The sequence below is a fragment of the Collimonas fungivorans genome (assembly GCF_001584145.1).
Classification (GTDB): domain Bacteria; phylum Pseudomonadota; class Gammaproteobacteria; order Burkholderiales; family Burkholderiaceae_D; genus Collimonas; species Collimonas fungivorans.
Genome location: NZ_CP013232.1, coordinates 2,659,001 through 2,684,336 on the forward strand (window position 1 = coordinate 2,659,001; position 25,336 = coordinate 2,684,336).

The following is a 25,336-nucleotide window of genomic DNA, read 5'->3' on the forward strand; positions in this document are numbered from 1 at the left end:
ATAAAGGGCGCTTGGTTCCAATTGAGGCCCCTCGGTCTCAGTTGGGAGCGTTTTGCTGTTTTGCGTTGACCTGGTAACCATCGTTCAGGGTCTGCAGGAAAGCCACCATATCCTTGATCTCGGCATCATTGAGCGCGGGCGCGGAGCCGTGTTTGCGGTCGAACGGAGCATCCACCACATCGACATTCTTCTTGTAGCGCGGCGGCAGGTCGTCGTATTTGTCGATGCCGCCGTCCGGTTTTTTCGGATACCACTTGCCGGGATCGGTCTCGCGTTCCACGTAAAAATGCAGCAGGTCTTCCAGGTTCTTGAACACGCCGTTGTGGAACAACGCACCGCGCGTGGCGCTGTTGCGCAGCGTCGGCGTCTTGAACAGGCCGCAATAGGCGGCGTGTTTCCTGTAGTCGCCGCGCATCGGTCCGCATAAGCCCAGGTCGTAGTGATCGGCGTCGCGATTGGCCAGCAACTCCTTGTTGCGCGGTCCGGCCAGCGCCTCGAACTGGTAATCGGTGAAGGCCGGCGGGAACATGCCGTCACGCGACGGCTTGTCGATATGGCAGGACGAACAGTTGCCTTTCTGCTGATCTTCGAACAGCTTGAGGCCGCGTGTTTCCGCGGCAGTGAGGGCGGCCCGGCCAGCCAGGTAATAGTCATACTTGCTGTCATACGGATGAAAGCTCGGATCTTCCAGCTGGAAGCGCGCCAGCGCGAACAAGGCTTCGCTCAGCGCCAGGTCAGGATTGCTGAACACGTTGGCGCCGAATAGCTGGCGCAATGCGTCCGCATATGGAGCGCTGCGCAGCTTGCCGAGCAGGGCCGCGGAACTCTTGTTGTCCATTTCATTGGGATCGAGGAAAGGTCCCTGGGCCTGGTTCTGCAAGGTGTCGGCGCGGCCGTCCCAATCCAGTCCGCCCATCGGCACATGAGCCTCCGCCGCCAGCAGCGCAGCCGAGGCTTGCGTATTTTTGGCGACCGCGGCGACTTTGACGTCGGCAGCCACGGCAGGAGGCGCCGCCGCTGCGTCGCTGTCCGGTACGGAACTGTTGGGGCCGATGGTGAACACTGGCGTATGTTCCAGGTAACGCAAGGAAGGCACTGCACGCAAGCCCTGGCGATCCAGTGCCGGGCCGCCAAGCTGGACCGCCAGGTTATTCGGCGGCGCGTAGGCATGATCGGGACTGTGGCACGATGCGCAAGCCAGCTTGCCCGAGCCGGATAACGACGGATCGAAGAAAATCTTCTTGCCCAGTTGCGCCACCGCACTCAAGCCGGGCTCCTTGGAAGGCGAGGAGGTAACGGCGGTGGCCGGCGCCGTTGCTACAGGAGACGACGGCGCATGGCGATCGCAGCCGGCCAATGCCAGCAGCAGGCCCGGTACGGCAAATAATAAAATGGAAGTACGTTTCATCGAGATCACGGTTAACGACGCCGTGCCTGCGTCGTCATGAAAAAAAAGGCGGCGAGGCCGTGCACATTGCGCGGCCTCGCCGGAAAACCCGCCAAACGGGATTAGCTTGACTGGCCGGTACTCGGATCAAGGTTCAGCTTGGGTGTCTTGCCGCCGTTGCTGAAGTCGAACATGTTCTGGATCGAACCGGAAATGGCATCGAACGAGCCCTGGCCGATGCGCTGGCCGTTCAGCCAGTTGTCTTCGACAAAGCGCAGGATGGAAGACTGGTCGGTCAGCGTATGGTCGACGAAATTGCTCTTGGCGTAAGGCGACACTACCAGCAGCGGCAGGCGTGGACCAAAACCGCAGCGGCCCTGCACCGGCGTGCCGTTGACGCCATTCAGCGGCGTGCCGCTGCCGCAAGTGCTGGCGCCGTTCAAGGTGTCGGCGGTAGTGCTCGAACCGTTGACTATCTTGGCCACATGGTCGTACCAGCCGTCGGAATCGTCGTAAGCCATGATCACCACGGTATTTTTCCAGTCATCCTGCTGCTGCAGGAAATTGACCACCTTGGTGACGAACGCTTGTTCGTCCAGCGGGTTCGAATAACCTGCGTGGCCATCCTGGTAACCCTGGGCCTTGAGGAAACTGACCGAAGGGAAATTGCCGGCGCTGACTGCCGCGAAGAAATCGTTGGTGTCGTACTGATGGTTGGCGCCGCCGTCCTGGCTGGAGCCGATCGCCGTCACCGAACTGGGGCGCGTGTGCTTTGGGTTAGCGGTAGAGGCGTAGTACTGGAACGGCTGGTGATGCGGAATGTAGTCAGCGGTATAACCGCCCAGCACGGCCGAATAGGTACTGCGGGCGCAGCCGGTGGTGCCGTTGGGGTTGCTGGCGGTAAGGTCGAAGCCGCCTTCGAACCAGCCCCAGCTGACGTTCTGGGCGTTGAGCAGGTCGCCGATGTTCTTGCCGGTCATGGTGGCGGTGCTGGTAGCCGACGAGCAGGTATCGGCGGACGGGTCGATATCGCTGATCATGGTCTTGCCGCCCTGGCCGTCGGCTACCAGGGCTGAGCTGTTGCTGCCGACCACCTGGGTCACGCCGTTGGTCTGGCCCGAGATCAGGTTCAATGCGCCTGGCGTCGACGGCCCGAACACGGTGTCGAAGGAATTGTCGTTCATGGCGAAATGCTGGGCGTAGTTCCACAGCGCGGTAACGGTATTGCCGTCGTAGTAACCCATTACCAGGCCTTTGGTAAAGAAAGGTCCGGTGCCGGTGCCGCTGGAAGCGGTGCCGGTATTTTTCGGAAACAGGTCCATGGCGCCGCCGTTGTAGGCGCTTTGCTCCGCGGTATAACCGTGGTTCTGGTCGGCGGTCAGAGCCTGCGAACGATCGAGGCGGAACGGGTTGGCCGCGCCGGTGCCGTTGGCGGTGTTGGTCGAATTCGGGTTGGCGGTCAACAACGCCGGCGTCAATCCTGTCACGGCTGGCGTACCGGCAGCTGCGGTGAATGCAGGTTCGCCGCTGGGATTGGTGGCGTTAGGGTAGGTGCCGAAATAATGGTCGAATGAATTGTTTTCGCCAAAAATCACTACGACGTGTTTGATCGGGGTGGCCGTGGCGAGCGCATCCTGTGCGCTGACAACCGGCGCCGGCGTGCCGGGCGTGGCGGTCGATGCCAAGTTGTTGTCGGAGCCGCTGCAAGCCGCCAACCCGGCCAGCAGCAAGGCGGCAGGGATGGCTTTTATCATATTCTTTTTCATGCTTTCCTCAGGTGGACGTTGGGTATTGCTACATAACCGCGAGCGACGATAGCGCAGAGATATTTCATGTACATGACACGGAGCGGCAGCCTGGATCAGCTTGGCTTGCGATTTGCGGGACCGGAGGATTTGCGGGGAATATGAATTTTGGCGCGAGCGCTCGGCAATGCAGCGCAGGGCAATGCTGCCGCCGTTGTCGCTGGTGACGGATTGTCAACGTCATGATCACCGACAGTCGATTTCCGGGCTCGCTGGCGGTCACAAATTGTTACACTATTCCCACTGGAATTTGACGAAATCGCAAGTCGATAACGAGAAAAAAGCCCGCGTTCCGGCGGGCTTTCAGGATGGTATTTTGCCCGTCAAAGACAGGATTCAATACAACGGCATGCCGGCCGCATAAGCCGACTTGAAAGACTGCCAGTCCAGGTTCACCTGCTCGGCGTAGCTGAAGGCAAAGCTGGCGATTTCGGCCTGCAGCCCGCTTTTGCTGGTCACGGCGCTGGTGATCTCGGCTTCGATGCTGAACGGCACCACCGAACTGTCGTAGTCGTTGTCGGCCAATGCATGCGCGCTGGCCAGCGCCTGCCCGACATACGTCATCGCCGTGTTGAACTTGCTGCTGCTGGAAAGCTGGGTGTAGTCGAAATCCTCTTCGAACGGCGATTTTTCATGTGCATAGAACGGCAAGCCGTTGATGCTGGTGTAGCCGGTCAGCACGTCGGCATTGATCAGTTGCGCCTTGCCGGTGCGGCCGACCCGGTTGCCTTCGTTGTTGGCATAGTCGGCGGCCGGCAGTTTTCCGGCGTTGACTATGGCGACATTGCTGGCGGCTTCCTGTTTCAGTTCCAGGATGACGTCGTCCGAGGTCGAACTGGATGGCCCTTCGAGCAGCGCGTAATAACGCAGGCGGCCCAGGCTGCCGGTGCCTGAACCGAACTTCTGGTGCACATCCTTGACGGTGTAATAGCTGGCCGCATATTGCTTGCCGGCGGAGATGGTCTGCACATACGTACCGACCGCAGCCGCCACGGCGTTGTAAGTGGCGCTGCTGACCGCGGCCAGCTTGGCGCTATCCTGGAATACGCGCTTGCCGTTGCTGACAGTCGTATATTTGGACAGCAGGTCGGAACGCTTGTCGCCGGCGGAGCTGCTGATGGCCGATTTCACCACGCTGCTGGTGTTGCTGCCGGTGAGCTGGAAACTTTTCTCGTTGTTGTTGCCGCTGACGCTGCTCAGCTGGCTCAGGTAGGCGGCGACGAAAGTGTTGATGGCAGTTGTGATGTCGCTGTCCTTCAAGCCGTTTTCGCGGCCGGCCAGCACGATGCTGGTGGCGGTGCGGCGCAGGTCCCATACGTATTGCCCGAGATAACCTTCATCGAAATCGTTGACGCCGAACACCGCCTTGCCGCCGCTGTCCTGGAACGCGCCGAAATTCGCCAGGTGGGTGTCGCCGCCCAGCCAGGTATAAGCGGTCGAAGCGCTGGTGTAGGCAGACGCAGGCAGCGTCGCCATGTCGCGGTAAAAAATGTCGGCGGTGCCGCGGTAGAACAGGAACGCGCTGCTGTCCATGGTTTCCATCTTGGTCGCCAGGTCGGCGCTGTCAGCCGCTGCGTAGGGATGGTTGTAGTTATAGATGTCGGTCACTACCCAGGCCGGCCGCGAGCTGGCGGCAAAGACGCTGGACGATGCAAGGCACAGGATTATCGCAAGACGGGGAATTTTTTTTTGCATTTCTAGGCTCCGTGGCTAGTCTCTCCAGCCGAAAGGCTTCCGGCCGGCCGTACGTATCAAGTTATACCAAGCGCGGATTGTGCACAGCATATATGACAGCTTGAAGACACAGCCTGTCTGGCGTGGACGGTCCGGATTGCGCTTATCTGAATTCCAACTATGGAGAGAAGGTTTTATTCGTTCTTTTTGTTTTGCCTTCTTATTAAGCTCGGGCTGAGCGCTGCTTGCAGCTTGAACAGGGTAATCCATTCCATCGGGAAGACAATATGAGCGATAACAAGTCTCGCAACAATAATAACCGGGCCGGCCAGCGCCGCCGCCTGCTACAGGCCGGCATAGGCATGGCTGCGGTTGCGGCTTTTACGCCTTTTGCCGTACGCGCGGCGCAACGTGAACTGCGCGTCGGCTACCAGAAAGGCTTGCTGAGCCTGCTGAAAAGGCGCGGCACGCTGGAGCAGCGCCTGGCGCCGCTGGGCGTGACGGTCAAATGGATAGAGTTCAGCGCCGGGCCGGTGCAGCTGGAGGCGTTGAATGTCGGTTCCATCGATTTCGGCGATGTCGGCGAAGCGCCGCCGATTTTCGCCCAGGCCAACGGCACGCCGATTGTCTATGTCGCGGCGACCGTGCCGCGGCCGGCGGTGGAGGCGGTGCTGGTCCCGGCAACTTCGGCGGTCAGGACAGTTGCCGACCTGAAGGGCAAAAAGATCGCCCTGAACAAGGGCTCGAACGTCCACTATTTCCTGGTCAAGCTGCTGCAGAAGAACGGCTTGAACCATAGCGACGTCAACCTGGTGTGGCTGGCGCCGGCCGATGCCCGCGCTGCGTTCGAGAAGGGCGTGGTCGACGCCTGGGTGATCTGGGAGCCGTTCCTTGCGGCCGCCGAACAGACCCTGGCGGCGCGCATCCTGGCCGACGCCAGCGGTGTCGTCAAGAACCGGGCTTATTATTTTTCATCAAAGGATTACGCGCAGAAGAATGGCGATGTCCTGAGCATCGCCGTTGAAGAGCTCAACAAGATCGACATCTGGGGCAAAGCCAACCGCAATGAGCTGGCGGCGGAACTGTCGGCGGTGTGGGGCTTGCCGAAGCCCGTGGTCGATGTCCTGGTGGCTCGTTCTTCGTTTGGCACTGAGCCGATCAGCAGGTCGATATTGGCGGAACAGCAGGTCATCGCCGACACTTTCTTCGAGCTGAAGCTGATTCCCCGGCAGATCGACGTGCGCGACGCCGCGCCCGCGGCTCTGGGCCGGTCATAGGCCGCGGACAGGCAACAGACGACGCGCATATGAGATTAGCAAACTAGCTTATGCGTTTTTCGTCATAAAAATTCGTAGTCAATTTTTCCGCCTGCCGACAAAATGAGCAGGCATTCAAGGATTCAGGATTCGCATCTTCTTCGCTGCAATAGTGATTTCGCCGTTTTTAACAATGAGCATCTGCACGCATGAGTAGCCGCAATTTTTCCGAACAGCAGGCGCTGACCGACAGTTCCGGCCTGGGCCTGGAGCTGGTGGTTTCCGCCTTGCGCACATCGCGCGAAGTGACCAACAAGATCCGGCACCGCGGCGATATCCGCGAACTGCCGTCGCGCCAGGCGTTGGCGGAAGTTCTGCAAGGCCTGTCTGCCGCGCTGTTTCCGACCCACTACGGCCGCACCGATCTGAACGACGAAACCATCGACCATTTTGTCGGCAACACCCTCGGTTTTACCTTGAATATCCTGGCGGAGCAGGTCCGCCGGGCTTGCTGTTCGTGCTCGAAGAAAGCACGCCGGAAGCCGACCTCAACCGCCAGGCGCTCGCCGTCACCCGGCAGTTCGCGGCAGGCCTGCCGGCCATCCGCGACCTGCTGGCGAGCGACATCCAGGCTGCCTACAGCGGCGATCCTGCCGCCACCAGCATTTCCGAAATCCTGCTGTGTTATCCCGGCACCACGGCCATCATCTACCATCGCCTGGCGCACGCCCTGCATGGCCTGGGCGCGCCGTTGCTGGCGCGCCTGATCGCTGACATCGCCCATTCGGCGACCGGCATAGACATTCATCCGGCGGCGCAGATCGGCGCCAGTTTTTTCATCGACCACGGCACCGGCGTGGTGATCGGCGAGACCACCATCATCGGCCAGCGGGTGCGCCTGTACCAGGCCGTGACGCTGGGCGCCAAACGTTTTCCCGCCGATCAAGACGGCGCCCTGATCAAGGGCAACGAACGCCATCCTATCGTCGAAGACGATGTTGTCATCTATGCCGGCGCCACCGTCCTCGGCCGCGTCACCATCGGCAAGGGGTCGACCATAGGCGGCAATGTCTGGCTGACCCGTAGCGTACCGCCCGGCAGCAACATTTCGCAGGCGCAGATGCGCGACGACTGAATCTCCACCCCTCAACCTTCGATCACAGGAAATGTAAATGGCCAGCAAACCAGAAGTGAATACCGCCCTTGGCGATGTAGCAGCACGCCAACTTGCGATTGCGACGCGCACCGTACCGCAGATGTCGTCCATCACGCCGCGCTGGCTGACGCACCTGCTGCAATGGGTGCCGGTGGAATCCGGCATCTATCGCCTGAACAAGGTAAAAGACGCCTCCAGCGTCGAGGTCGACTGTTCCGGCCGCGATGAGCGCGAGCTGCCGCAGACCTTCGTCGACTACATCGAGAATCCGCGCGAATACATGCTGAGCGCGGTCAATACCGTGCTCGACGTGCATACCCGGGTATCCGACCTGTACAGCAAGCCGTATAACCAGATCGCCGAGCAGCTGCGCCTGATCATAGAAACCATCAAGGAACGCCAGGAAAGCGAACTGATCAACAACAAGGAATACGGGCTGCTGCACAGCATTGTCGCCTCGCAGCGGATCAAGACCCGCAGCGGCGCGCCGACTCCCGACGACCTCGACGAGCTGCTGGTCAAGGTATGGAAAGAACCCGGTTTTTTCCTCGCCCATCCGGTGACGATCGCCGCCTTCGGCCGTGAATGCACGCGGCGCGGCGTGCCGCCGCCGACGGTATCGCTGTTCGGCTCGCAATTCATCACCTGGCGCGGCATACCCCTGATCCCCAGCGACAAGATCCTGATCGAGAAGGGCAAGTCGAAGATCATCCTGATACGCACGGGCGAAAGCCGCCAGGGCGTGGTCGGCCTGTATCAGCCGGACCTGCCGGGCGAGCAGAGCCCAGGCTTGTCGGTGCGTTTCATGGGCATCAACCATAAAGCGATCGCTTCCTACCTGGTTTCGCTGTATTGCTCGCTGGCGGTGCTGACCGACGACGCCATCGCCGTCCTCGAAGACGTGGAAGTGGGCAAGTACCATGAGTACAAGTGATTTCTCCGGAAACGGCTTGCCCGACGTTGCCGCATTGGCGCAACTGGCGAACCAGTTTTTCACGGCATTGCCATCGGCTAGCCAGGGACAGGCCGGCAGCGGCTTGCCGGCTGGTTTGTCGCATCTCAATGCGGCGCCGCCGAGCGTTCCAGGCGGCGCCTCTGCCTTAGGCGGCGGGCTGGGATTTTCTCCCGGAGGAAGTTCGAACGCAGCGGCGGGCGTGCCGACTTCGTTGAGCGGCGACCTGCCGCTGAGCGGCGCTTCGCCGGCAGCATTCGGCTTGCCCGGCGAAGCCGAGCTGAAAGCCCTGCTGGCAGCGCCGGCCAGTAGCCAGTCGCAGCCGCCGGCGACAGTCGGACCAGGCAGCGGCGCTGCGTATTATTTCCTCGACTTCGCCAAGCCATATCCTGCCGGCCTCAAGGTTCCCGGCCTGGCAACCGACAGCTTGCATGCCGGCAGCGTGCCGGCGGCGCCAGCGCCGTTTGACATCAACCTGGTGCGGCGCGATTTCCCGATCCTGCAGGATCGCGTCAACGGCAAGCAGCTGGTCTGGCTGGACAATGCCGCGACCACGCACAAGCCGCAATCGGTGATCGACCGCCTGGCGTATTTCTACGCGCACGAAAATTCGAATATCCACCGCGCCGCCCACGAACTGGCGGCACGCGCCACCGATGCTTACGAAGGCGCGCGCGAGAAAGTGCGCGGTTTCCTCAATGCGCGTTCTGCCAACGAATGCGTGTTCGTGCGCGGCACCACTGAAGCCATCAACCTGGTGGCGCAAAGCTGGGGCAGGGCGAATATCGGGCGCGACGATGAAATCATCGTCAGCCATCTGGAGCATCACGCCAACATCGTTCCGTGGCAGATGCTATGTGCGGAAAAGGGCGCCCGCCTGCGCGTGATCCCGGTGGACGACGACGGCCAGCTGCAGCTGGAGGAATATGCCAAGCTGCTGGGGCCGAAGACCAGGCTGGTGGCGTTTACCCAGATATCCAACGCTCTCGGCACTGTCACCCCGGCCAGGCAGATCATCGAAATGGCGCATGGCGCCGGCGCCAAGGTCCTGCTGGACGGTGCTCAGTCGGTATCCCATCTGCGCGCCGATGTGCAGGCGCTGGATTGCGACTGGTTCGTGTTTTCCGGCCACAAGGTATTTGCACCGACCGGCATCGGCGTGTTGTACGGCAAGGAAGCGCTGCTGAACGAGATGCCGCCGTGGCAAGGCGGCGGCAACATGATCCGCGACGTTACTTTCGATTCGACCCAGTACCACGACGCTCCCGGACGTTTCGAAGCCGGCACCGGCAATATCGCCGACGCGGTCGGCCTGGGAGCGGCTATCGATTATGTCAACCGGATAGGCATCGAGAATATCGGCGCTTATGAGCATCAGCTGCTGCTGTATGCGACGCACCGGCTCAAGCAGATTCCCGGCCTGCGATTGATAGGGACGGCGCAGGACAAGGCCGCGGTGCTGTCTTTCGTGCTGGAAGGTTATAAGACCGAAGAAGTCGGCGCGGCGCTGAACCGGGAAGGAATTGCGGTGCGTTCGGGCCATCATTGCGCGCAGCCGATCTTGCGGCGCTTCGGACTGGAAAGCACGGTGCGGCCGTCGCTGGCGTTTTATAACAACTGCGTCGACGTTGATGCGTTGATTGCGGTGCTGGCGCGCCTGAAAGGCGGGCGCAGCAGTTTCTGACAGACGCTGGATTGCTGCACCCATGAGCCGGCAAGGAAAAATCCCTTGCCGGCTTTTTATTTGCTCGAAAATGTTCGAGTACATTTGCGCAGATGCCGGTTGCGATAGCAATCAGTCGCTAAAAACAACAGTTGCATTGGCGTGCCAGAGCCGTACCAAAAACTAAAATGCAGGCTGTAAATCTTGACAGATTATTGAACCTTATCGGTCACCGCGTTTCCAATTCCTGCAAAACGCCGGCATCGATCCGTTCCGCTCTATGTGCCGCCGTTTCTTTTCGACTGCTCCCCGCGAAATTACTTGTCCGCCGAAGTCTGCGCGGCTAACCGAATCCCTTCGTTCGCGAATTTAAAAAACAAAAAAGATCAACGTACCATCAAAAATTTTGCTTAGAACCTGTCACTTTTGATAGGTTGCTTTGTAGAAATGGAGTGCGTATTGTCGACAGGCAATAGAAGAAAATCCCTCACCAAAAACAGGCGCTTGCTTCGCTGGTTTGTCGTTTTTTTCCGACGAATAATCGAGGGCATGAACTTGCTCGAGGGCGGATGATGTCAACCAATTCTCTTTAGAAAGGTTTTTCAATCATGAGCGAAACTGTCTATCAACAAGTGCAGCTGCAAATCACCAATGCCCAGGCCGGCCAGAATATCTGGATCGATTTGCAGAAAGTGACCGAACCGGTGGCTTGGAGCACCGGCCCGGCTTTCGACGGTTCAGGCGGCATCAATATCACGGTGCCTGGCTCCAGCAGCGCCTTGCCGCTGAATTCCTTCATCATCACCGCCTCTTCGGTAAAAGTCTCGACCGTTTCTTCCGGCGGCGGTGGCGGCGGCGCCTTGTCTTTCAATGTCACGCTGTATCTGGTGGCGCAGCCGGGCATCCAGAATTTCAGCCTGCGCTCGCTGTCCGATCCTGGCGTGACGGTGCAAGCCCAGGTTGGTTTTGCCCAACCGCAAGCGGTCAACCAAACCTTCTCGCAATTCCCTTGGGGTAAATAACAACCCTGGCGTTGCCGATGGTCCGCAGTATCGCTGCGCGGCCGGGTTCCGCATTCATGCGGAACCCGGCCGACTTAAAGGAGATTGGCTATGGAATACACCATTTCATTCAGTTTCACCACGGAGAGCGGCACCGACACGCTGTCGGCGCAGCTCACCATCACGGACAAGAACACGATTTCGCTGGACACCAACCAGCCAATCCAGATCAGTCCGGTATGGAGCGCCACGCCGCCCTTGACGGCCGTCAGCTTTGCACAAAAATCGCTGGCGCTGACAGCGGCGCAAAACACCAGCGGCAACCCGCAGTCGATCAAGGTCACGCTGCCGATCAATGCTGTGGGCAACAGCTTGTCCGGCAAGTTCGAGTCGGCCGGCGTCATTGTCAATGCCCAATACCAGTTCCTTGGCTACTCGAATTCAGGCCGCATCAACGTAGGCGATTTCACGATTCCGTTTCCAAACTGATTTCCGACCGATGTGCAACTGATGGCGGCTGCTATGGATGCTAAAGAGAAAAACAATGTCAAGGACGCGGTTGTCGCGGGCGCAGGCCCGTCCAACCCGAAACCGGCGCCTGGGCCAGGGCCGGCAGCACCCGCGCCCGCGCCGACGATAAGCGCGGCCCAGATGATCAGCAACGACCGCAAGACGCTGCCCGAGCAGGCGCGCCAGTACCTGGGCGCGCATCTGCTTGCCAATCCCAGCCATGCGCTGAATGAACAACTTTTTCGCAGCTGCCATTCATTCAAGCCGATCACACTGACCTTCACCAACCTGCGCGCCAACAGCAAGGCGTTCCTGTCGCTGCAGCCCGGCCAGGAGGCCATCTGGAGCGACGGCGGCGAAAGCGAAAGGCTGGTCGGCCTGAGTTTTTCCAGCCGTGTCGATCCGGTTATCTATGTCCGCAATTTCCTGATCAACGCGCGTGAAATGTATCTGCAGACATACAAGGATTGCAATGAGATACAGGTCAACCTGTACCTGCGCACCGACCAGCACGGCGTCAAGGGCAAGGTAGACCTGCCGCCCGGCGCCAGCGTTACCCTGCAGTCGAGCAACGACCGCAGCACCGTCATTGGCCTGAGTTCCTTTGCCATCGACCTGGAATGATACTTACCTGTGAAAGGCCGTCATGATTACTGCACTGCCAGTTGAACCGATTGAGCCTGCCGCGGCCACCGTGCCCGATGTGGCAGTATCGATTCCAGAATCGCTCCCTTTACTGCCGGTGGTATTGCAATTCCAGAATGTCGCCGCCAACTCAAACCTCAACTTTACCTTCACTACCGCCGGCGCGTACTGGTCGCTAGGCGCGATGTCGGGCGACAGCCTGGGTTTTTCGTATAACGTCACGCCGCAAAGCGCCGAAAGCGAATCGTGCATCCAGCAGATCGAATTCAACAATGCGGTGCTGTCGATCCGCACCGGAGCTATAGACCAGGCCAGCAGCGGTTTTACCTTGACGCTGTTCTTGCAGGTACGTCCGGGCGTCGACTATCTGCAAGGATACTGCACGCTCAACAACGAGGCTGTGGTCACCGCGAAGATCGGCGCCCAAAGCCCGGTACAGTGGCGTAACGGCCGCATCAGCGCGGTGTTGGTCGGTTCGGAAAACATTTACCGCAACATCAGCTTCACCGTCCGAGGCGCTTATGTCGGCAACAAGATCGATGTGATCCTGACCACCAAGAAGGGCCTGGGCAAGGTCAGCTGGTCGCTGGGACCGCCGTTTGCCGAGGCCAGCGGAGTCCAGCTGGCCAGCATGCTGGGGACGATTCCGCTAGCGTCCATGTCGTACGGCCTCAACACGCTTTCGTTCATCACTTCGATGATGGCCGACGACAGCGCCAGCAGGAACGCGGGCAGTTCGCTGGAGTTTTACCTGAACGCCTATATCGTCTACGCTGCCAGCGACCTGAATTACGTTTACCTGAAGACTACCTGCAACAGCGATATTACGGTATATGCCCAGATCGGCAACCGTCAGCCGCAGATCGTCAGTCAGTCCGATACCGTGTTTACCTTGTAGCGATGAGCCAGCCAAACAGCGATGGCGGACAGGTCCTGCGCAGCGTCAGCGAGTCGCTGCGGCGGCTGATCCGCCACCATATTCCCGAGCTGCAGGCAGAATCGGCGGTGGTGTTCGATTCGCCGGGCGAGATCGACAGCCAGGATGAAACCAGGCTGTCGCTCTACCTGTACCAGACCGAACTTAATCCCTACCTGCGCAACCTGGCGCCCAGCCTGACCCGACAGGCCGGGGCAGAGCGGCAGCCGACCGCGCTGAAGCTGACGCCCGCCCCGCTGGTGGTCGACCTGCTGTACCTGATGGTGCCGTACGCCAGGTCGGCTGAACTGGAGCTGGTGCTGGTGGACCAGCTGGTGCGGCTGTTCCATGACGTCGCCCAGCTGTCCGGGGAATGGCTGGATCCGGTGCTGAAACGGAGCGGCAACGACAACATCGCCATCGTGCCGGATTCCGGTTCCATCGATACCTTGCGCAATATCTGGGCCGGTTTTCCCAACAAGACTTACAAGTTGACCAAGCTGTACACGCTATCGCCGGTGCGGATTCCCTCTGGCCTGGACCTGCAGGCGGACATGGTGACCCAGGTCGATCCAGCCTACCTGGAACTGCCATGAAGCTGAGCGCCGTAGTGCAGCTGATCGACGGCTTCAGCCAGGCGCCTGCGGTCGGGTTCCAGCCGCGCTTCCTGCTGAACCAGAAGCCGTTCATGCCGCTCGCCAAGCCACAGGCGTTTTATGCGTTCAGCGACCTCGACGACGGCGATTACCGGCTTACCGCCCTGGCGCCGCAGTTCTTTGCGCAAGAGGTGGCGTTCCAGGTGCCGCTGCGCTTGCCGTTGGCTGCCGCCATCGTTCCTTGCTACCTGGCGCCCAGTCCGCTGTATCCCTACCCGCCGGGGACCACGCTGATCCGCGGCCAGGTGCTGCAGGCCGGAACCAAGTCGCCGCTGGCCGGCGTCAGTATCAGCGCCAGTTATCCGAACTGGCAGGGAAACCCGAAGGGCGCTGCCACGCTGAGTTCGGATTACGGCAAATACGATGGCCGCTATGCGCTGGCCCTGGGCGGCAAGCTGGCTCCGGACACGCAAGTAGTGCTGAGTTTTAGCAAGGCTGGTTATGCAAGCGTAGAAAAGAAGTTGCTGCTGCAACCCGCAACCACGCAGTTTGTGGACATTGAAATGCGTTAATTGTTAAGAAGGAATCATCTTGGCAACCACCTATCGTCATCCCGGCATTTACATCGAAGAAGTGCCGAGCGCCCGCAACATCCAGGGCGCATCGACCTCGACTGCAGCCTTCGTCGGCGTCACCGAGTTCGGCCCGTTCGCGCAACCGACCCTGATCACCAGCTGGAACGCCTACCAGCGCCAGTTCGGCGGACTGGTCTGGTTCGGCATGGTGTCCTGGGCAGTGTTCGAATTCTTCAACGAGGGCGGCACCGCCTGCTACGTGGTGCGGGCCGTCGATAGCAAAGGCAACGGCAAGGCAGCTACCGGATCGGCCAGCGGCATCAAGATGACCGCGGTCACACCCGGCACCTGGGCCAATATCCTGAATTTTGCGGTCAGCAACGCCAGCGGTCCTGACAGCGCGGTTTCCCTGGTATTCAATCTGAGCGTGGTGGTCGATCCGGCGGCGCTCAAGGCCCTGCCTGCAGGGTCGTCCGGCGCCACCTTGCAAGCCTATGTGGCGCAGAACAACCTGCAGCCGACCGCGATCGGCGGCAAGGCGTATTACGTGCTCGAGTCGTTCAACGGCTACACCGCAGCCAGCATGGGCGCAGGCGGCGCACTGGCGAACGCGGTCAACACTACCTCGATGTTTGTGCGGGCGGAGACCAGCGGCACCACGCGCCCGCCCAACAGCGGCAAGAGCGCGACGCCGCTGGCAGGGGGCGCCGCCGCCACCTGGGATTTCGAGAGCGCCACCACTACGCTCAGCACGGTGCAAGGCATCAGCCTGCTGGCCATCCCGGATACGGTCAACGCTGCCGACGCCAGCGGCAATCCGAGCCAGGCCTCGCAAGCTACCAGCATCAACGGCGGGCTGCTGTTCTGCGAAGCTGCGCAGAACCTGTTCTATGTCAGCGATCCGCCGTTCGGCCTGGATGTCCAGGGCATCGGCAATTTCAAGTCGGGCAGCGCGACCTCGCCGGCGCTCAATTCCAGCTATGGCGCCATCTACTATCCGTGGGTATGGATCTACAACCCGATCGCCGGCGCCAATGTGCCGATGCCGCCGTCCGGTCCTTCGCTCGGCCGTTACGCCTATACCGACAACAATGTCGGTGTCTGGAAATCGCCGGCCGGGGTCAACGATGGCGCGCTGCTAAGCGTGGTGCAGCTGCAGACCCAGCTCACCGATTCGGACCAGGACATCCTGAATCCGAACGGCATCAACGCGGTCCGCAATTTCCTCAATTACGGCAACGTGATCTGGGGCGCCCGCACGCTGGCTGCGAACGGCAGCGAATGGACTTATGTCAGCGTCAGGCGCCTGTTCATCTATGTCGAGCAAAGCCTGAAGCAGAGCTTGCAATGGGTGGTGTTCGAACCCAACGACCAGCAGACCTGGGCCTCGGTGACGCGCGACATCAGTGCTTTCCTGACCACCTTGTGGCAGTCCGGCGGCCTGTTCGGCGCCAGTGCGGCGGAGGCGTTCTTCGTGACTTGCGACGCTTCGAACAATCCGCCCGAGACACGTTCGCTGGGGCAGCTGTATATCGATGTCGGCCTGGCTCCGGTGTTTCCTGCCGAGTTCGTCATCATCCGCATGACGCAGAAAATCGCTGGCCCGGATTCCGGTTCATAACGGAAATGGGGAAACGGACCTGCCTCTTTCCAAACCAATTTGACTGCGGAGAATCACGATGGCCACACAACTAACCAATCCCTACCGCGGTTTCCGCTTCCAGGTGGAGATCTCGGGCATCCAGGTCGCGGCGTTTTCGGAAGCCACGATCCCGGACAGCACGGTCGAGACGGTCGAGTACCGGGAGGGCACCGATCCGGTCTACAAACGCTCATTTTCCGGCTTGACCACTTTCGGCAAGCTGAGCCTGAAAAAAGGCTTGACCGATTCGATGGAACTGTACAACTGGCACCAGCTGGTGGCGTTGCAGGGTTCCACTGCCAAAGGCGCGCAGAAAAACATTTCGCTGATACTGCTCGACGCCGGCGGCGCGGCCAAGGCGCGCTGGAATGTCATCAACGCCTGGCCCAGCAAGTACGAGAGCACCGGCCTGAACGCCTCGAGCAGCGACGTGATGGTGGAAACCTTCGAGCTGACCATCGAATACATGACCAGAGTGTCTTAACCGGGAGCAGCCAGCATGAACGCAATCAGCACCGAAATCGAATTTACCCTGCCGCTAGGCTACCGCGACGGCGACGGCAACCTGCACAAGAACGGCGTGATGCGGCTGGCTACCGCCGGCGACGAAATCCTGCCGCTGAAAGACCACCGGGTGCAGAGCAACCCGGCCTACCTGACCATTATCGTTCTGTCGCGGGTGATTGTGCGGCTGGGCAATCTGGACATGATCAACACCAAGGTCATCGAAGACCTGTTCGCCGCCGATTTTTCTTACCTGCAGAACCTGTACAACCGCATCAACCAGGTCGACGGCGAAGACAAGGTGGTGCAGATCGAGAGTTTCGAAGCGGCGGGAAAGCGCGCTTCCCTGTAGCGCCCGACCAGCTGTATGCGGAAATTGCTTTTCTCGCATATCACTTTCACTGGTCGTACGGGGAAATCCTGGCAATGGAACACGCAGAGCGCCGTCGCTGGTGCGGGGAGATCAGCAAGATCAACCAGACCATGAACAGCGACGATCGGCACAAAAGCCTAAATTTGGGAGCATGACATGGCTACCGGCCGCAATCCATCCGGCGGAATATCGCAGCGTAAATCCGGCCCGCCGGCGAACCCGTTCAAGTCGTACAATTTTTATGTAGAGGTAGGCGGCATCGTGGTCGGCGGCTTCACCACGGTCGAGGGACTGCAGTCCAAAATCGAAGTCAAGAGCGTGCGCCAGGGTGGCGTCAACGATCTCGAATACAAGCTTGGCGGGCAGGTGACGTATGTCGACCTGGTGCTGAAGGCGGGCATCACTGCGCTGGATCCGATGTGGCTGTGGTACCAGGCCGCCTTGAACGGAAAGATCAAACGCCAGAACGGCTCGATCTACCTGCTGGACGACGAGGGCAATCCCACCGTCAGCTGGAATTTCTACAATGCCTGGCCGATCGAGTGGCAAGGGCCGAGCCTGGACGCCGGCCAGAACCTGGTGGCCAGCCAGAGCTTTACGCTGGCGCACGAGGGGATCAAGAAAAACAGCGGGAGCGGCGGCTGATGGCCAGGCGCACGCCAGTTTCTGCGGGGCGGCGAAGCCCGGTCTTGCGCACGGCCTGCGCCAGCGCCGCCATGGATTTCCAGGCTGGTGTTGCTGCCGGCCGACGCATGGCATGGCCGGAAAATTATCCGGGACTGGACCTGGCGTACCTGCAAATGCAGCGTCCGCCTACCGCAGCAAAGAATACGCAATACATCTCGCAGCACCATCATTGGCTGCGCCTGGTGCAGCAATACATCCATCCGGCCGTCTTGCGCGAAGTCCGGCAAGAGGTTTTGCAAGGGAGCTTGCAAGGGGTGTTGCAAGGGGTGTTGCAAGATGCCCAGCGGCAGATCGAGAGTCGTTTCGAAAAACACTATATGCCGCGTTTGCAGCAGGCGTTGTTGCTTGCCGTCCCGGCAAAAATGCCAGGCAGCGGCAGCCTGCCTGCACCGGCGGGAAAAGCAGGTTCGCAGGCAGCTGGGAAAAACCGCAACATCCTGCAAAGGATGGTGCAGAATCACATCCGTCATTTTCGGGACACCCAGGCTGATGCAACACTTGGCCAGGCAGGCGGCATTATTGTCCATCCATTGACGCTGCTGATGCCGCGCGCGCAGACAGCACGGCTACAGCAATCGACGCGGCGTCGGGATAACGAAGTCGGCAGCCGGACCTTGATGACAATTGTGACGGCACGTCTCGCCGGTTTCGTCAGGCAAACCTTGCTGTCGGCGCCAGGGAAGTTGCGGCAGCCCGTCCCGCAGCGGCATAGTGCGCTGCAGTTTGCAAAACAAGCGGCGCCCGCCAGTATTGCTTCACGCTCGTCGCAAGCCGGCCATCCTGCCAGCAATTCCTTGTCGTTGAAGTTTCATGCAAAGACAGCGCAGCGCATGACATCCGGGATGCGCCTGCATCAGCGGCATTTCCACCATCTCGACAGGCGCGATATAGATCAGACGCACGAACAGCATTTCAAAATGCGGAAAACCCCGGCGTTGCCCCGGCGGGAAACAGCGCAGCGCCGCGCTGTACCGGCGTTGCAGCTGGCAAGCGGAAACCGTAGCCGTGACTTCAGAACCGCCGGCAGCCGGCTCGCCTGGCGTAGCCAGGTGCAGCGCTGGGCCGGGCGCGCCCAAGGGACGTTTGCTTATGCATATAAATCGACGTTTCCTGCATTGCCGGCAACCGGAGCCGAGACTGGCAGCAAGCGGTTGCAGCGCCTGACAACGCCTTCCTTGCCGCCGCCAATTGTGGCCGCTGCTCCATCGCCAATGAGCATTCCGGGTGTGGCCGGTCCTGCCGGCAGTGACCAGGTCTCGCTCCGGCATTACCAGGCGGGGTTCACCGCCGCACTGGCTTACCGGCAGCAGCCGCAAGCCAGGCAAGCAGAAGTGCAGCGGCAACTGGAGCGTATCGAGCATACGGTGCACACCAAGGTGGTGCGCGAGATCATGCACAACAACCATAACCAGCAGCACATCCGCAGCGTGGTGACAGCGGCGATGCTGTCGCCACAGCTGGTGCAGGCGCTGGCGCGGCAGGTGCACGCCAGCATAGAGCAGCGCGCCGGCATCGACCGTTACCGCAGGGGGCGCTGATGCTGGAAATGGCCAAGATCGTGGTACAGCAGACCCAGGAAGAAATTCCCGTCATGTACAACCCGACCGAACTGTCCCTGAACAAGACGGTAGTGCTGCTGGGGCAAGGTTCGAACATCCAGTTCCAGCGGGTTGACGACGACGACTTGACGGTTTCGCTGTTTTTCGATACCTACGAGCAGCAGACCGATGTACGCGCCAAGACCAACAAGATCGTTGCGCTGACCCAGCCGACAGTCGGCAACGCCGAACGGCGCGAGCCGCCGGTGGTGGTGTTCACCTGGGCCGGCCCGCTGTTCGTCGGCATGATCAGCAAGCTCGACCAGAAATTCACCATGTTCCTCAGCTCCGGCATACCGGTGCGGGCGGAGCTGTCAGTCACTTTCAAATCCGTGCTGACCAAGGAAGAGGACCAGCGCGCGCAAGGAAAATTCAATTGCCGCCAGCTGTGGCGCGTCAAGGAAAACGACCGCCTGTACCTGATTGCGCAGCAGGCCCTGGGCGACGCCAGCCAGTGGCGCCTGATCGCGGAAGGCAACAATATCTACGATCCGCTGAATTTCCCCGGCCGCCAAGACATCGGACGCATGCTGGTGATCATCGATGTCCACGACGAAACGTACAACAACGGGGGCGGCAATGCCTAGCGTCCAGACCGGCGGTTTCCGCATATTAAAGAACCGCAGCGCCTTGCCGACTTCGGTGATCGCGGCGATCCAGAGCGTGCGCGTGGAAGACGAGATAAACATCCCCACCATGTTCAGTTTTACCTTGAATATCGTCTCATCCGGCGGCGCCTGGCAGGACGTCAACCTGGATATCTTCAAGCCGGGCGACGAAATCACGGTATTCCTCGGCCTCGACAGCCTGCAGCAGATGGTCAGCGCGGAAATCACGGCGATCGAACCGCATTTCAGCGATTACTCTACCGCCACCATCCGCGGATTCGACCGCATGTATTGGCTGAAATTCGGCACCCGCACCAGGACCTACCTCAACCTGGACGACAATGAAATCGTTTCACAGGTAGCGCGCGCAGCCGGCCTGACCGTGAAATTGCCCGGCAGTCCGGCCATGGTCAACGACTATGTGTTGCAAAACAATTCCTCCGACTACGATTTCCTGATGCGCCGTTGTGCGCAGCTCAACTACGAGTTGCTGATGGACGATACCACCCTGGTGTTCCGGCCGTCGGCAGAGGGCGAGAGCCCGGTCAAGACCATGAACTATCCAACGGATATCAGCGACCTCAAGCTCAGCCTGAAATTGCCGACCATGGGCAAACAAGTCACGGTGAAGGGATACGACATCACATCGAACAAGGTGCTGACGGCGGTGGCGTCTTCCGGCAGTTCGCAGGACAAGATGGGCGGCAAGGAAAGCGGCTACCAGCTGGCGCAGGCTTTTCCGGATTCGGACATCCAGCTGGAGCGGCCCGACCTCAGCACGCCGGAAGCCCTGCAGGCAATCGCCAACGCCCAATACAAGCGCAACCTGAACCAGTTCATCGAGGGCAGCACCAGCGTGCTGGGCGATCCGGACATGGTGGCGGGCGTCAACGTCAAGCTGAGCGGCCTGAGCCAGCGTTTCAACGGCATTTATTACATCACTTCCAGCGTCCACAGCTATGACGTCAATGAAGGCTACCAGACTGAATTCAAACTTAGAAGGACAGGCGTATGAATCCAGACGAAGGATTTTCCTCGGGCAGCATGACGCTGGGCGTGACCTTGGGTACGGTCAGCGATACCAAGGACGATAAAGGGTGGGGCCGGGTCAAGGTCAATTTCGTCCTGAAGGGACAGGAAATCGAATCCGGCTGGCTGCAAGTCATGAGTTTTTTCGCCGGTCCCGGCTACGGCGCTTTTTTCCTGCCGCAGCCAGGCGATTCGGCGCTGCTGGCGTTTGCCGACGGCGACGCCAGCCAGGCATACGTGCTGGGTTTCATGTGGAATGGCGTGCAAAAGCCGCCGCTGGAAGTTGCGCAGCAACAGGACGTGCGTGTGATCAAGACCAAGGGCGGGAAAACCATCACGCTGGATGATTCCGAAAAGGAAAACATCACCATTGCCGACAGCAAGAATAACCGCATCGTGATCGATACCGCCAACAACAAGATATCCATCAGCAGCGAAGGCGATTTCGCCATCAGCGCCAAGGGCACGCTGACCATCAGCGGGGCGCAGGTGGTGGTGCAGAACACTGCCGGCAGCGTCAAGGCGGATTTGTCGAGCTCCGCCATGCAATTGCAGGGCGGGCAGAGCATCAAGCTGTCGGCCGCCATGATCGACTTGAATTAGGAGGAAACATGGCACAAGGCGCCGCCAAGCAGGGCGACAGCATCGTCAACGCGGCCGATATCCATATCGTGCTGGTGCCGAGCCCGGGCGGGCCGGTGCCGACGCCGCAGCCGTTTCCGTTCAACGGCAAGATCACGCTCAACACCAGCCTGAATGTGCGCATCAACAGCCGGCCGGCGGCGACCGTGGGTTCGATGGCGCAAAACCTGCCGCCGCATATTCCTGCCAGCGGCGCCTTCCAGGTCCCACCCACCAACCTGGGTCAGGTGGTGATGGGCAGCATGACGGTGCGTATCAACGGCAAGGCGGCGGCGCGCGCCGGCGATTTCTGCGAAACCTGCCACGATGTGCCGCCGGCCGGGCCGCAGGGGCCGCCGCCGACGGTGCAGGTGCTGGGCCTGAGCACGGTGAACATAGGATGAACAGTCCGGCGGACAGCGATTTCCTAGGCCAGGGCTGGGCCTTCCCGGTGACGGCCAGCGGCGGCAAGGTGCAGATGGCGGCCGGCGCCGACGACATCCGGCAGGCGCTGCTGATCATCCTGCAAACCGCGCCTGGCGAGCGGGTGATGCTGCCGGCCTTTGGCTGTCGCATCAACGAACTGGTGTTCGCGGCCGGCAACGCCACCGCTGTCAGCCTGGCGCAGCTGTATGTGAAGCAGGCGCTGGACCGCTGGGAACCTCGCATCCAGACCTTGCAGGTGAACGTGACGATTACGCCGCAGCAGCCGAACTGCCTGCAGATCGCGGTCGATTACCTGATCCGCGACCGCAACCAGCCGGCCAACCTGGTGTTTCCTTTTTATCTTAAATAAACCCGGAGCAAAGCATGAACCGTGAAGTCATCGAAGCCAGAATCAGAGAACTGAAAGACAATTACCAGGCTGGACAAGCGCAACTGCGCAGCCTCGAAGCGCAGCAAAAGGATTTGCAGCAAACCCTGCTCAGGATCAGCGGCGCGATCCAGGTGCTGCAAGAGCTGATCGACGTGCCGTTGCAGGCCGAGGGGCCGGATACCCAGGCTAACGTCATGCATTTCGCCAGGTAATCCGCGACGCCATGGCTGACCCGATCCTGGACTTCCGCACTGCCGAACAGTTCTATCAGCAGGCGCTGAAGCTGGCCCAGACCTACGCTCCCGAATGGAGCGCTTACTGGCCGGCGGCATTGACCGCGGCCACGCCCGATCCGGTTGGCGCGGCGCAGGCGGTCAACCAGGATCCGGGCCTGGTCTTGCTGAACCTGTTCGCCCAGCTGGCGGCGTATACGGCAGGGATTGAAAACCAGATGCCGAATCAGCGGCGGCAGGCTTTTTTCCAGAGCATGGGCATGCAGCTGCGGCCGCCGCTGGCGGCGCAGGCGCCGCTGCAATTCATGCTCAAGCCGGAACAAGCCGCCAAGGCAGTGCCGGCGCAGACCGCGGTGCTCGATGCCGAAGCACAGACCATCCGTTTCCAGACCAGCCAGGACCTGCTGGTGGTGCCGGCCACTCTCTGCGCCGCCATGACCATCATGCCGGCGCAAGACCAGTACATCGACGCCATGCCGGCCCTTGCTTCGAGCGCCGCCAGCACACAGGGAGTGCCGTTGTTCGTCGCCGACGAAACCGCTGATCCGGCCGAGCAGGCGCTGGGCCACTGGTTCATCATGGGCGACAGCCAGCTGTTCAAGCCTGATCCGGCTCTGCAAAGCATCACCATCACCTTGTACGGCAAGCAGCTCTACAGCGACTATTTCGGACAGTGGTTCGACGGTGCGCTGACGCCGCTGAGCGCACAGCTGAGACAATCGGCCGACGCCCAGCAGCTGGAAATCCAGCTCAGCCAGAAACCGCAGGCGGCAGCACTGACAATTGCCCAGGTGCAGCAGGAAATCTACCGGCAGGAAGACCCCGGCGCCGGTTTCACCGACGATGTCTTGCTGACCGAGCCGGACCAGCAGCCGGAATACTGGCTGCTGGTCAAGCCCAGCCCGCAGGTCAAGGTGCTGGCGTCGCTGGCGCAGCAACTGCCGGTCATCACCGGCATCCAGTGCACCTTCAAAGGCGATGCGATCCAGCCGCAGCAAGCCGCATTCAACGTGGTGCTGCTCGATATCTCGAACGGCGCATATCCTTTCGGCCAGTCGCCGCAGGTCGGCGACGCTTTTTATATCCGCAGCGACAGTGTTTTTTCGCGCAAGGGCGCGCTGGTCAACATTTCCTTCCAGCTGACCGCGGTCGCCGTAGAGTATCCGGTCACCTTGTATTGGCAATTCTGGGACGGCAAGCAGTGGCAATCGTTCAACCAGACCCTGGCTGAGGCCAGCCAGTATCAGTTTGTCGACAGCACCAGCAACCTGCAGCACGACAATCCTGACGGCCCGACCCGGATCCAGTTCCAGTGCCCGGCGCTGGGTGAAACCACAGTCGCCGGCGGCACCGGCCTGTGGATACGGGCCTTGATCGCTACCGGCGGTTATGGCCAGGCGGGCGGTTTCACCACCACCAGCGTGGCCAACACCATAGACAGCATCCCGGTCACGATCCTGACGCCGGAGCAAAAGAACAGCGTGATCGCCTATCTGAACGATGTCGAGGGCATCAATTTTTCTTATCAGTTCAACCAGTCGCAGTTTTATCCGCCCTATATCCAGTCGCTGCAGATCAGCTACAGCTATGCGGCGCCGCCGACCCGCTACTGGAGCTACAACGCCTTCACCATGAGCCGCTTCCTGTTCAGCCCGTTCAAGCCGGTGGAAGAAGTGTTGACCGGTTTTTATTTTGCCTTCGGCACCGCCGATTTCGGCAATTACACGCTGGGCAACAAGTTGACCCTGTATTTCTACCTGCAGCAGGAAAGCGCGGCTCCAGGCGGCAGCCTGCAGTGGGATTATTACGATGGCCAGGCATGGCAGCCGCTGCCGGTGGACGACAGCAGCTACGGCCTGAGCCGTTCCGGCATCGTCAGCTTCACCGTGCCGGCCGCCATGCCGGCGTCCTACCTGTATTCGCAGACAGCGTACTGGTTCCGCATCAACAATCCGCATGTCGACCGCACCATCCGGGTCTACGGCATATATCCGAATACGGTCATGGCCAGCAATATCACCAGCGTCGAAGACGAAGTGCTGGGCTCAAGCAACGAGCAGCCGTCACAGAGTTTCACGCTGGATTACACGCCGGCGCTGCCGAACCTGGAGCTGCAGGTGATCGAAGCGCGTGGGCTCGACACGGTTGCCCAGGACGACGCCGCGCAAGACAGCGCCGGAGGCACCACTGCGGCCACTGCCGGCAGCGAGGTCAGCCGGCAGTGGCTGCAGGTCGACAATTTCACCTTCTGCGGTCCGACCGACCGCGTCTATACGCTGGATTGCCAGAACGGCCTGGTCACCTTCGGCGACGGCTACAACGGCATGATCCCGCCGCGCGGTTACAACAACATCATTGCCGCCCGTTACGACTACACGCAGGGCCTGGCGGGCAATGTCGGCGCCCATCGCCTGACGATGCTGCGGCCTGGCATCAGCAATATCGATGGCGTCGACAATCCAGCGCCGGCTGCCGGCGGCGTCGACGGCGATACGGTGGCTGACATAGCCGCACACAGCCCGGCGCTGGTGAAGGCGGGCGGTTATGCGGTGGAGCTGAGCGAGTTGAGCGCACTGGCGGCGCAATCCTGCCAGCAGGTGGCGCAGGCGCGGGCGATGGAAACGCCGCAGCAGGACATCAGCATCGTATTGCTGGCGCTGAGCAGCGCACCGGCGCCATACACCAGTCCGGAGATCCTGAACCAGGTGGCGGCCGCGATCAAGCTGGTTTGCCTGGCGCCGCTGGCGCCGCGCATCAGCACCCGAGCACCGGATTTCGTGACGATTGATGTCAGCGCGCAGCTGGCGGTCAGCTGTGCGCCGGACCAGAAAAACGCCCTGCAGCAAAACATCGGACGCCAGCTGCAGGCGTTTTTCCAGCCGGTGTTCGGCGGCCCCGGGCAGCAAGGCTGGCGCTTCGGACAAATCGTGCAGGCGTCCGCGGTCAGCCGTTTCCTGCGTACGCTGCCGCAGGTCGAAACGGTGCTCGGCCTGAACCTGAACGGCCACCAGAACGGCAACATCGCGCTGTTGCCGGCGCAGTTGCCGGTGGCCGGCCAGATGACGCTGTTACTTTACCTGGAGTAGGG

General features: G+C 60.6%; 25 protein-coding genes and 1 pseudogene. 23 read left to right on the forward strand and 3 right to left on the reverse strand.

Translation table 11 applies throughout. The features are described from left to right. Positions 1-37: 37 nt before the first annotated feature. The 3 genes from CFter6_RS11510 to CFter6_RS11520 form a co-directional block, all read right to left on the reverse strand. On the reverse strand, positions 38-1,408 hold the full coding sequence (locus tag CFter6_RS11510) for a cytochrome-c peroxidase (protein WP_061540036.1): 1,371 nt from the start codon (positions 1,406-1,408) through the stop codon (positions 38-40). A gap of 101 nt (positions 1,409-1,509) precedes the next feature. Next, positions 1,510-3,153: a phospholipase C gene (locus CFter6_RS11515; RefSeq protein WP_061540037.1), complete on the reverse strand. Its 1,644-nt coding sequence runs from the start codon at positions 3,151-3,153 to the stop codon at positions 1,510-1,512. A gap of 375 nt (positions 3,154-3,528) precedes the next feature. Beyond that, positions 3,529-4,887, reverse strand: coding sequence for a DUF2252 domain-containing protein (locus CFter6_RS11520; protein ID WP_061540038.1), 1,359 nt, complete (start codon positions 4,885-4,887; stop codon positions 3,529-3,531). A 266-nt stretch (positions 4,888-5,153) separates the two neighbouring features. Between CFter6_RS11520 and CFter6_RS11525 the strand changes: the two genes are divergently transcribed. The 23 genes and pseudogenes from CFter6_RS11525 (at position 5,154) to CFter6_RS11630 (ending at position 25,334) form a co-directional block, all read left to right on the forward strand. Further along, positions 5,154-6,143 carry a sulfonate ABC transporter substrate-binding protein gene (locus CFter6_RS11525; RefSeq protein ID WP_061540039.1) on the forward strand — a complete coding sequence of 330 codons (990 nt, stop codon included), beginning with the start codon at positions 5,154-5,156 and terminating at the stop codon, positions 6,141-6,143. Between the two features lie 188 nt (positions 6,144-6,331). After that, positions 6,332-7,257: pseudogene (gene epsC, locus CFter6_RS11530) on the forward strand (serine O-acetyltransferase EpsC). 37 nt (positions 7,258-7,294) lie between these two features. Beyond that, the gene (locus tag CFter6_RS11535; protein WP_061540040.1) at positions 7,295-8,212 is read left to right on the forward strand and encodes a family 2A encapsulin nanocompartment shell protein; all 918 of its coding nucleotides are present in this window, start codon (positions 7,295-7,297) and stop codon (positions 8,210-8,212) included. After that, positions 8,199-9,914: a family 2A encapsulin nanocompartment cargo protein cysteine desulfurase gene (locus CFter6_RS11540; protein ID WP_061540041.1), complete on the forward strand. Its 1,716-nt coding sequence runs from the start codon at positions 8,199-8,201 to the stop codon at positions 9,912-9,914. Before CFter6_RS11535 ends, CFter6_RS11540 begins: the two co-directional genes overlap by 14 nt. 587 nt (positions 9,915-10,501) lie before the next feature. Then, positions 10,502-10,915, forward strand: a complete 414-nt coding sequence (locus CFter6_RS11545) for a hypothetical protein (protein WP_061540042.1) — start codon at positions 10,502-10,504, stop codon at positions 10,913-10,915. Positions 10,916-11,005: 90 nt separating this feature from the next. After that, positions 11,006-11,383 (forward strand): hypothetical protein, encoded by a 378-nt coding sequence (locus CFter6_RS11550; RefSeq protein WP_061540043.1) that lies wholly within the window; start codon positions 11,006-11,008, stop codon positions 11,381-11,383. A 33-nt stretch (positions 11,384-11,416) separates the two neighbouring features. After that, positions 11,417-12,028, forward strand: coding sequence for a hypothetical protein (locus tag CFter6_RS11555; RefSeq protein WP_061540044.1), 612 nt, complete (start codon positions 11,417-11,419; stop codon positions 12,026-12,028). A gap of 22 nt (positions 12,029-12,050) precedes the next feature. Beyond that, positions 12,051-12,947 (forward strand): hypothetical protein, encoded by an 897-nt coding sequence (locus CFter6_RS11560; protein WP_061540045.1) that lies wholly within the window; start codon positions 12,051-12,053, stop codon positions 12,945-12,947. 2 nt (positions 12,948-12,949) lie between these two features. Next, positions 12,950-13,561, forward strand: a complete 612-nt coding sequence (locus tag CFter6_RS11565) for a Pvc16 family protein (RefSeq protein ID WP_061540046.1) — start codon at positions 12,950-12,952, stop codon at positions 13,559-13,561. Further along, a complete protein-coding gene (locus tag CFter6_RS11570; RefSeq protein ID WP_061540047.1) occupies positions 13,558-14,133 on the forward strand; it encodes a peptidase associated/transthyretin-like domain-containing protein in 576 nt (191 codons plus the stop codon). Before CFter6_RS11565 ends, CFter6_RS11570 begins: the two co-directional genes overlap by 4 nt. Before the next feature lie 19 nt (positions 14,134-14,152). Beyond that, on the forward strand, positions 14,153-15,757 hold the full coding sequence (locus tag CFter6_RS11575) for a phage tail sheath family protein (RefSeq protein WP_061540048.1): 1,605 nt from the start codon (positions 14,153-14,155) through the stop codon (positions 15,755-15,757). Positions 15,758-15,815: 58 nt separating this feature from the next. After that, complete coding sequence (locus tag CFter6_RS11580) at positions 15,816-16,262, forward strand: phage tail protein (RefSeq protein ID WP_041741712.1); 447 nt, start codon at positions 15,816-15,818, stop codon at positions 16,260-16,262. Between the two features lie 15 nt (positions 16,263-16,277). After that, a complete protein-coding gene (locus tag CFter6_RS11585) occupies positions 16,278-16,634 on the forward strand; it encodes a hypothetical protein (protein ID WP_041741714.1) in 357 nt (118 codons plus the stop codon). 11 nt (positions 16,635-16,645) lie between these two features. Continuing rightward, complete coding sequence (locus tag CFter6_RS26810; RefSeq protein WP_335340328.1) at positions 16,646-16,810, forward strand: DUF6760 family protein; 165 nt, start codon at positions 16,646-16,648, stop codon at positions 16,808-16,810. Between the two features lies 1 nt (position 16,811). Beyond that, complete coding sequence (locus CFter6_RS11590; RefSeq protein WP_061540049.1) at positions 16,812-17,300, forward strand: phage tail protein; 489 nt, start codon at positions 16,812-16,814, stop codon at positions 17,298-17,300. Between the two features lie 44 nt (positions 17,301-17,344). After that, entirely contained in the window at positions 17,345-18,880 is a 1,536-nt protein-coding gene (locus CFter6_RS11595; RefSeq protein WP_061540050.1) for a hypothetical protein, read from the forward strand. Continuing rightward, entirely contained in the window at positions 18,880-19,527 is a 648-nt protein-coding gene (locus CFter6_RS11600) for a CIS tube protein (protein ID WP_061540051.1), read from the forward strand. Before CFter6_RS11595 ends, CFter6_RS11600 begins: the two co-directional genes overlap by 1 nt. Continuing rightward, on the forward strand, positions 19,520-20,563 hold the full coding sequence (locus tag CFter6_RS11605) for a phage late control D family protein (RefSeq protein ID WP_061540052.1): 1,044 nt from the start codon (positions 19,520-19,522) through the stop codon (positions 20,561-20,563). The genes CFter6_RS11600 and CFter6_RS11605 overlap by 8 nt, the downstream gene beginning before the upstream one ends. Continuing rightward, on the forward strand, positions 20,560-21,180 hold the full coding sequence (locus CFter6_RS11610) for a phage baseplate assembly protein V (RefSeq protein ID WP_061540053.1): 621 nt from the start codon (positions 20,560-20,562) through the stop codon (positions 21,178-21,180). The genes CFter6_RS11605 and CFter6_RS11610 overlap by 4 nt, the downstream gene beginning before the upstream one ends. Before the next feature lie 8 nt (positions 21,181-21,188). Continuing rightward, the gene (locus CFter6_RS11615; protein WP_061540054.1) at positions 21,189-21,602 is read left to right on the forward strand and encodes a PAAR domain-containing protein; all 414 of its coding nucleotides are present in this window, start codon (positions 21,189-21,191) and stop codon (positions 21,600-21,602) included. Beyond that, complete coding sequence (locus CFter6_RS11620) at positions 21,599-21,994, forward strand: GPW/gp25 family protein (RefSeq protein WP_061540055.1); 396 nt, start codon at positions 21,599-21,601, stop codon at positions 21,992-21,994. The genes CFter6_RS11615 and CFter6_RS11620 overlap by 4 nt, the downstream gene beginning before the upstream one ends. A 14-nt stretch (positions 21,995-22,008) precedes the next feature. Then, positions 22,009-22,227: a hypothetical protein gene (locus CFter6_RS11625; RefSeq protein WP_061540056.1), complete on the forward strand. Its 219-nt coding sequence runs from the start codon at positions 22,009-22,011 to the stop codon at positions 22,225-22,227. An 11-nt stretch (positions 22,228-22,238) separates the two neighbouring features. Next, positions 22,239-25,334: a baseplate J/gp47 family protein gene (locus CFter6_RS11630; RefSeq protein WP_061540057.1), complete on the forward strand. Its 3,096-nt coding sequence runs from the start codon at positions 22,239-22,241 to the stop codon at positions 25,332-25,334. The last annotated feature ends 2 nt before the right edge of the window (positions 25,335-25,336 follow it).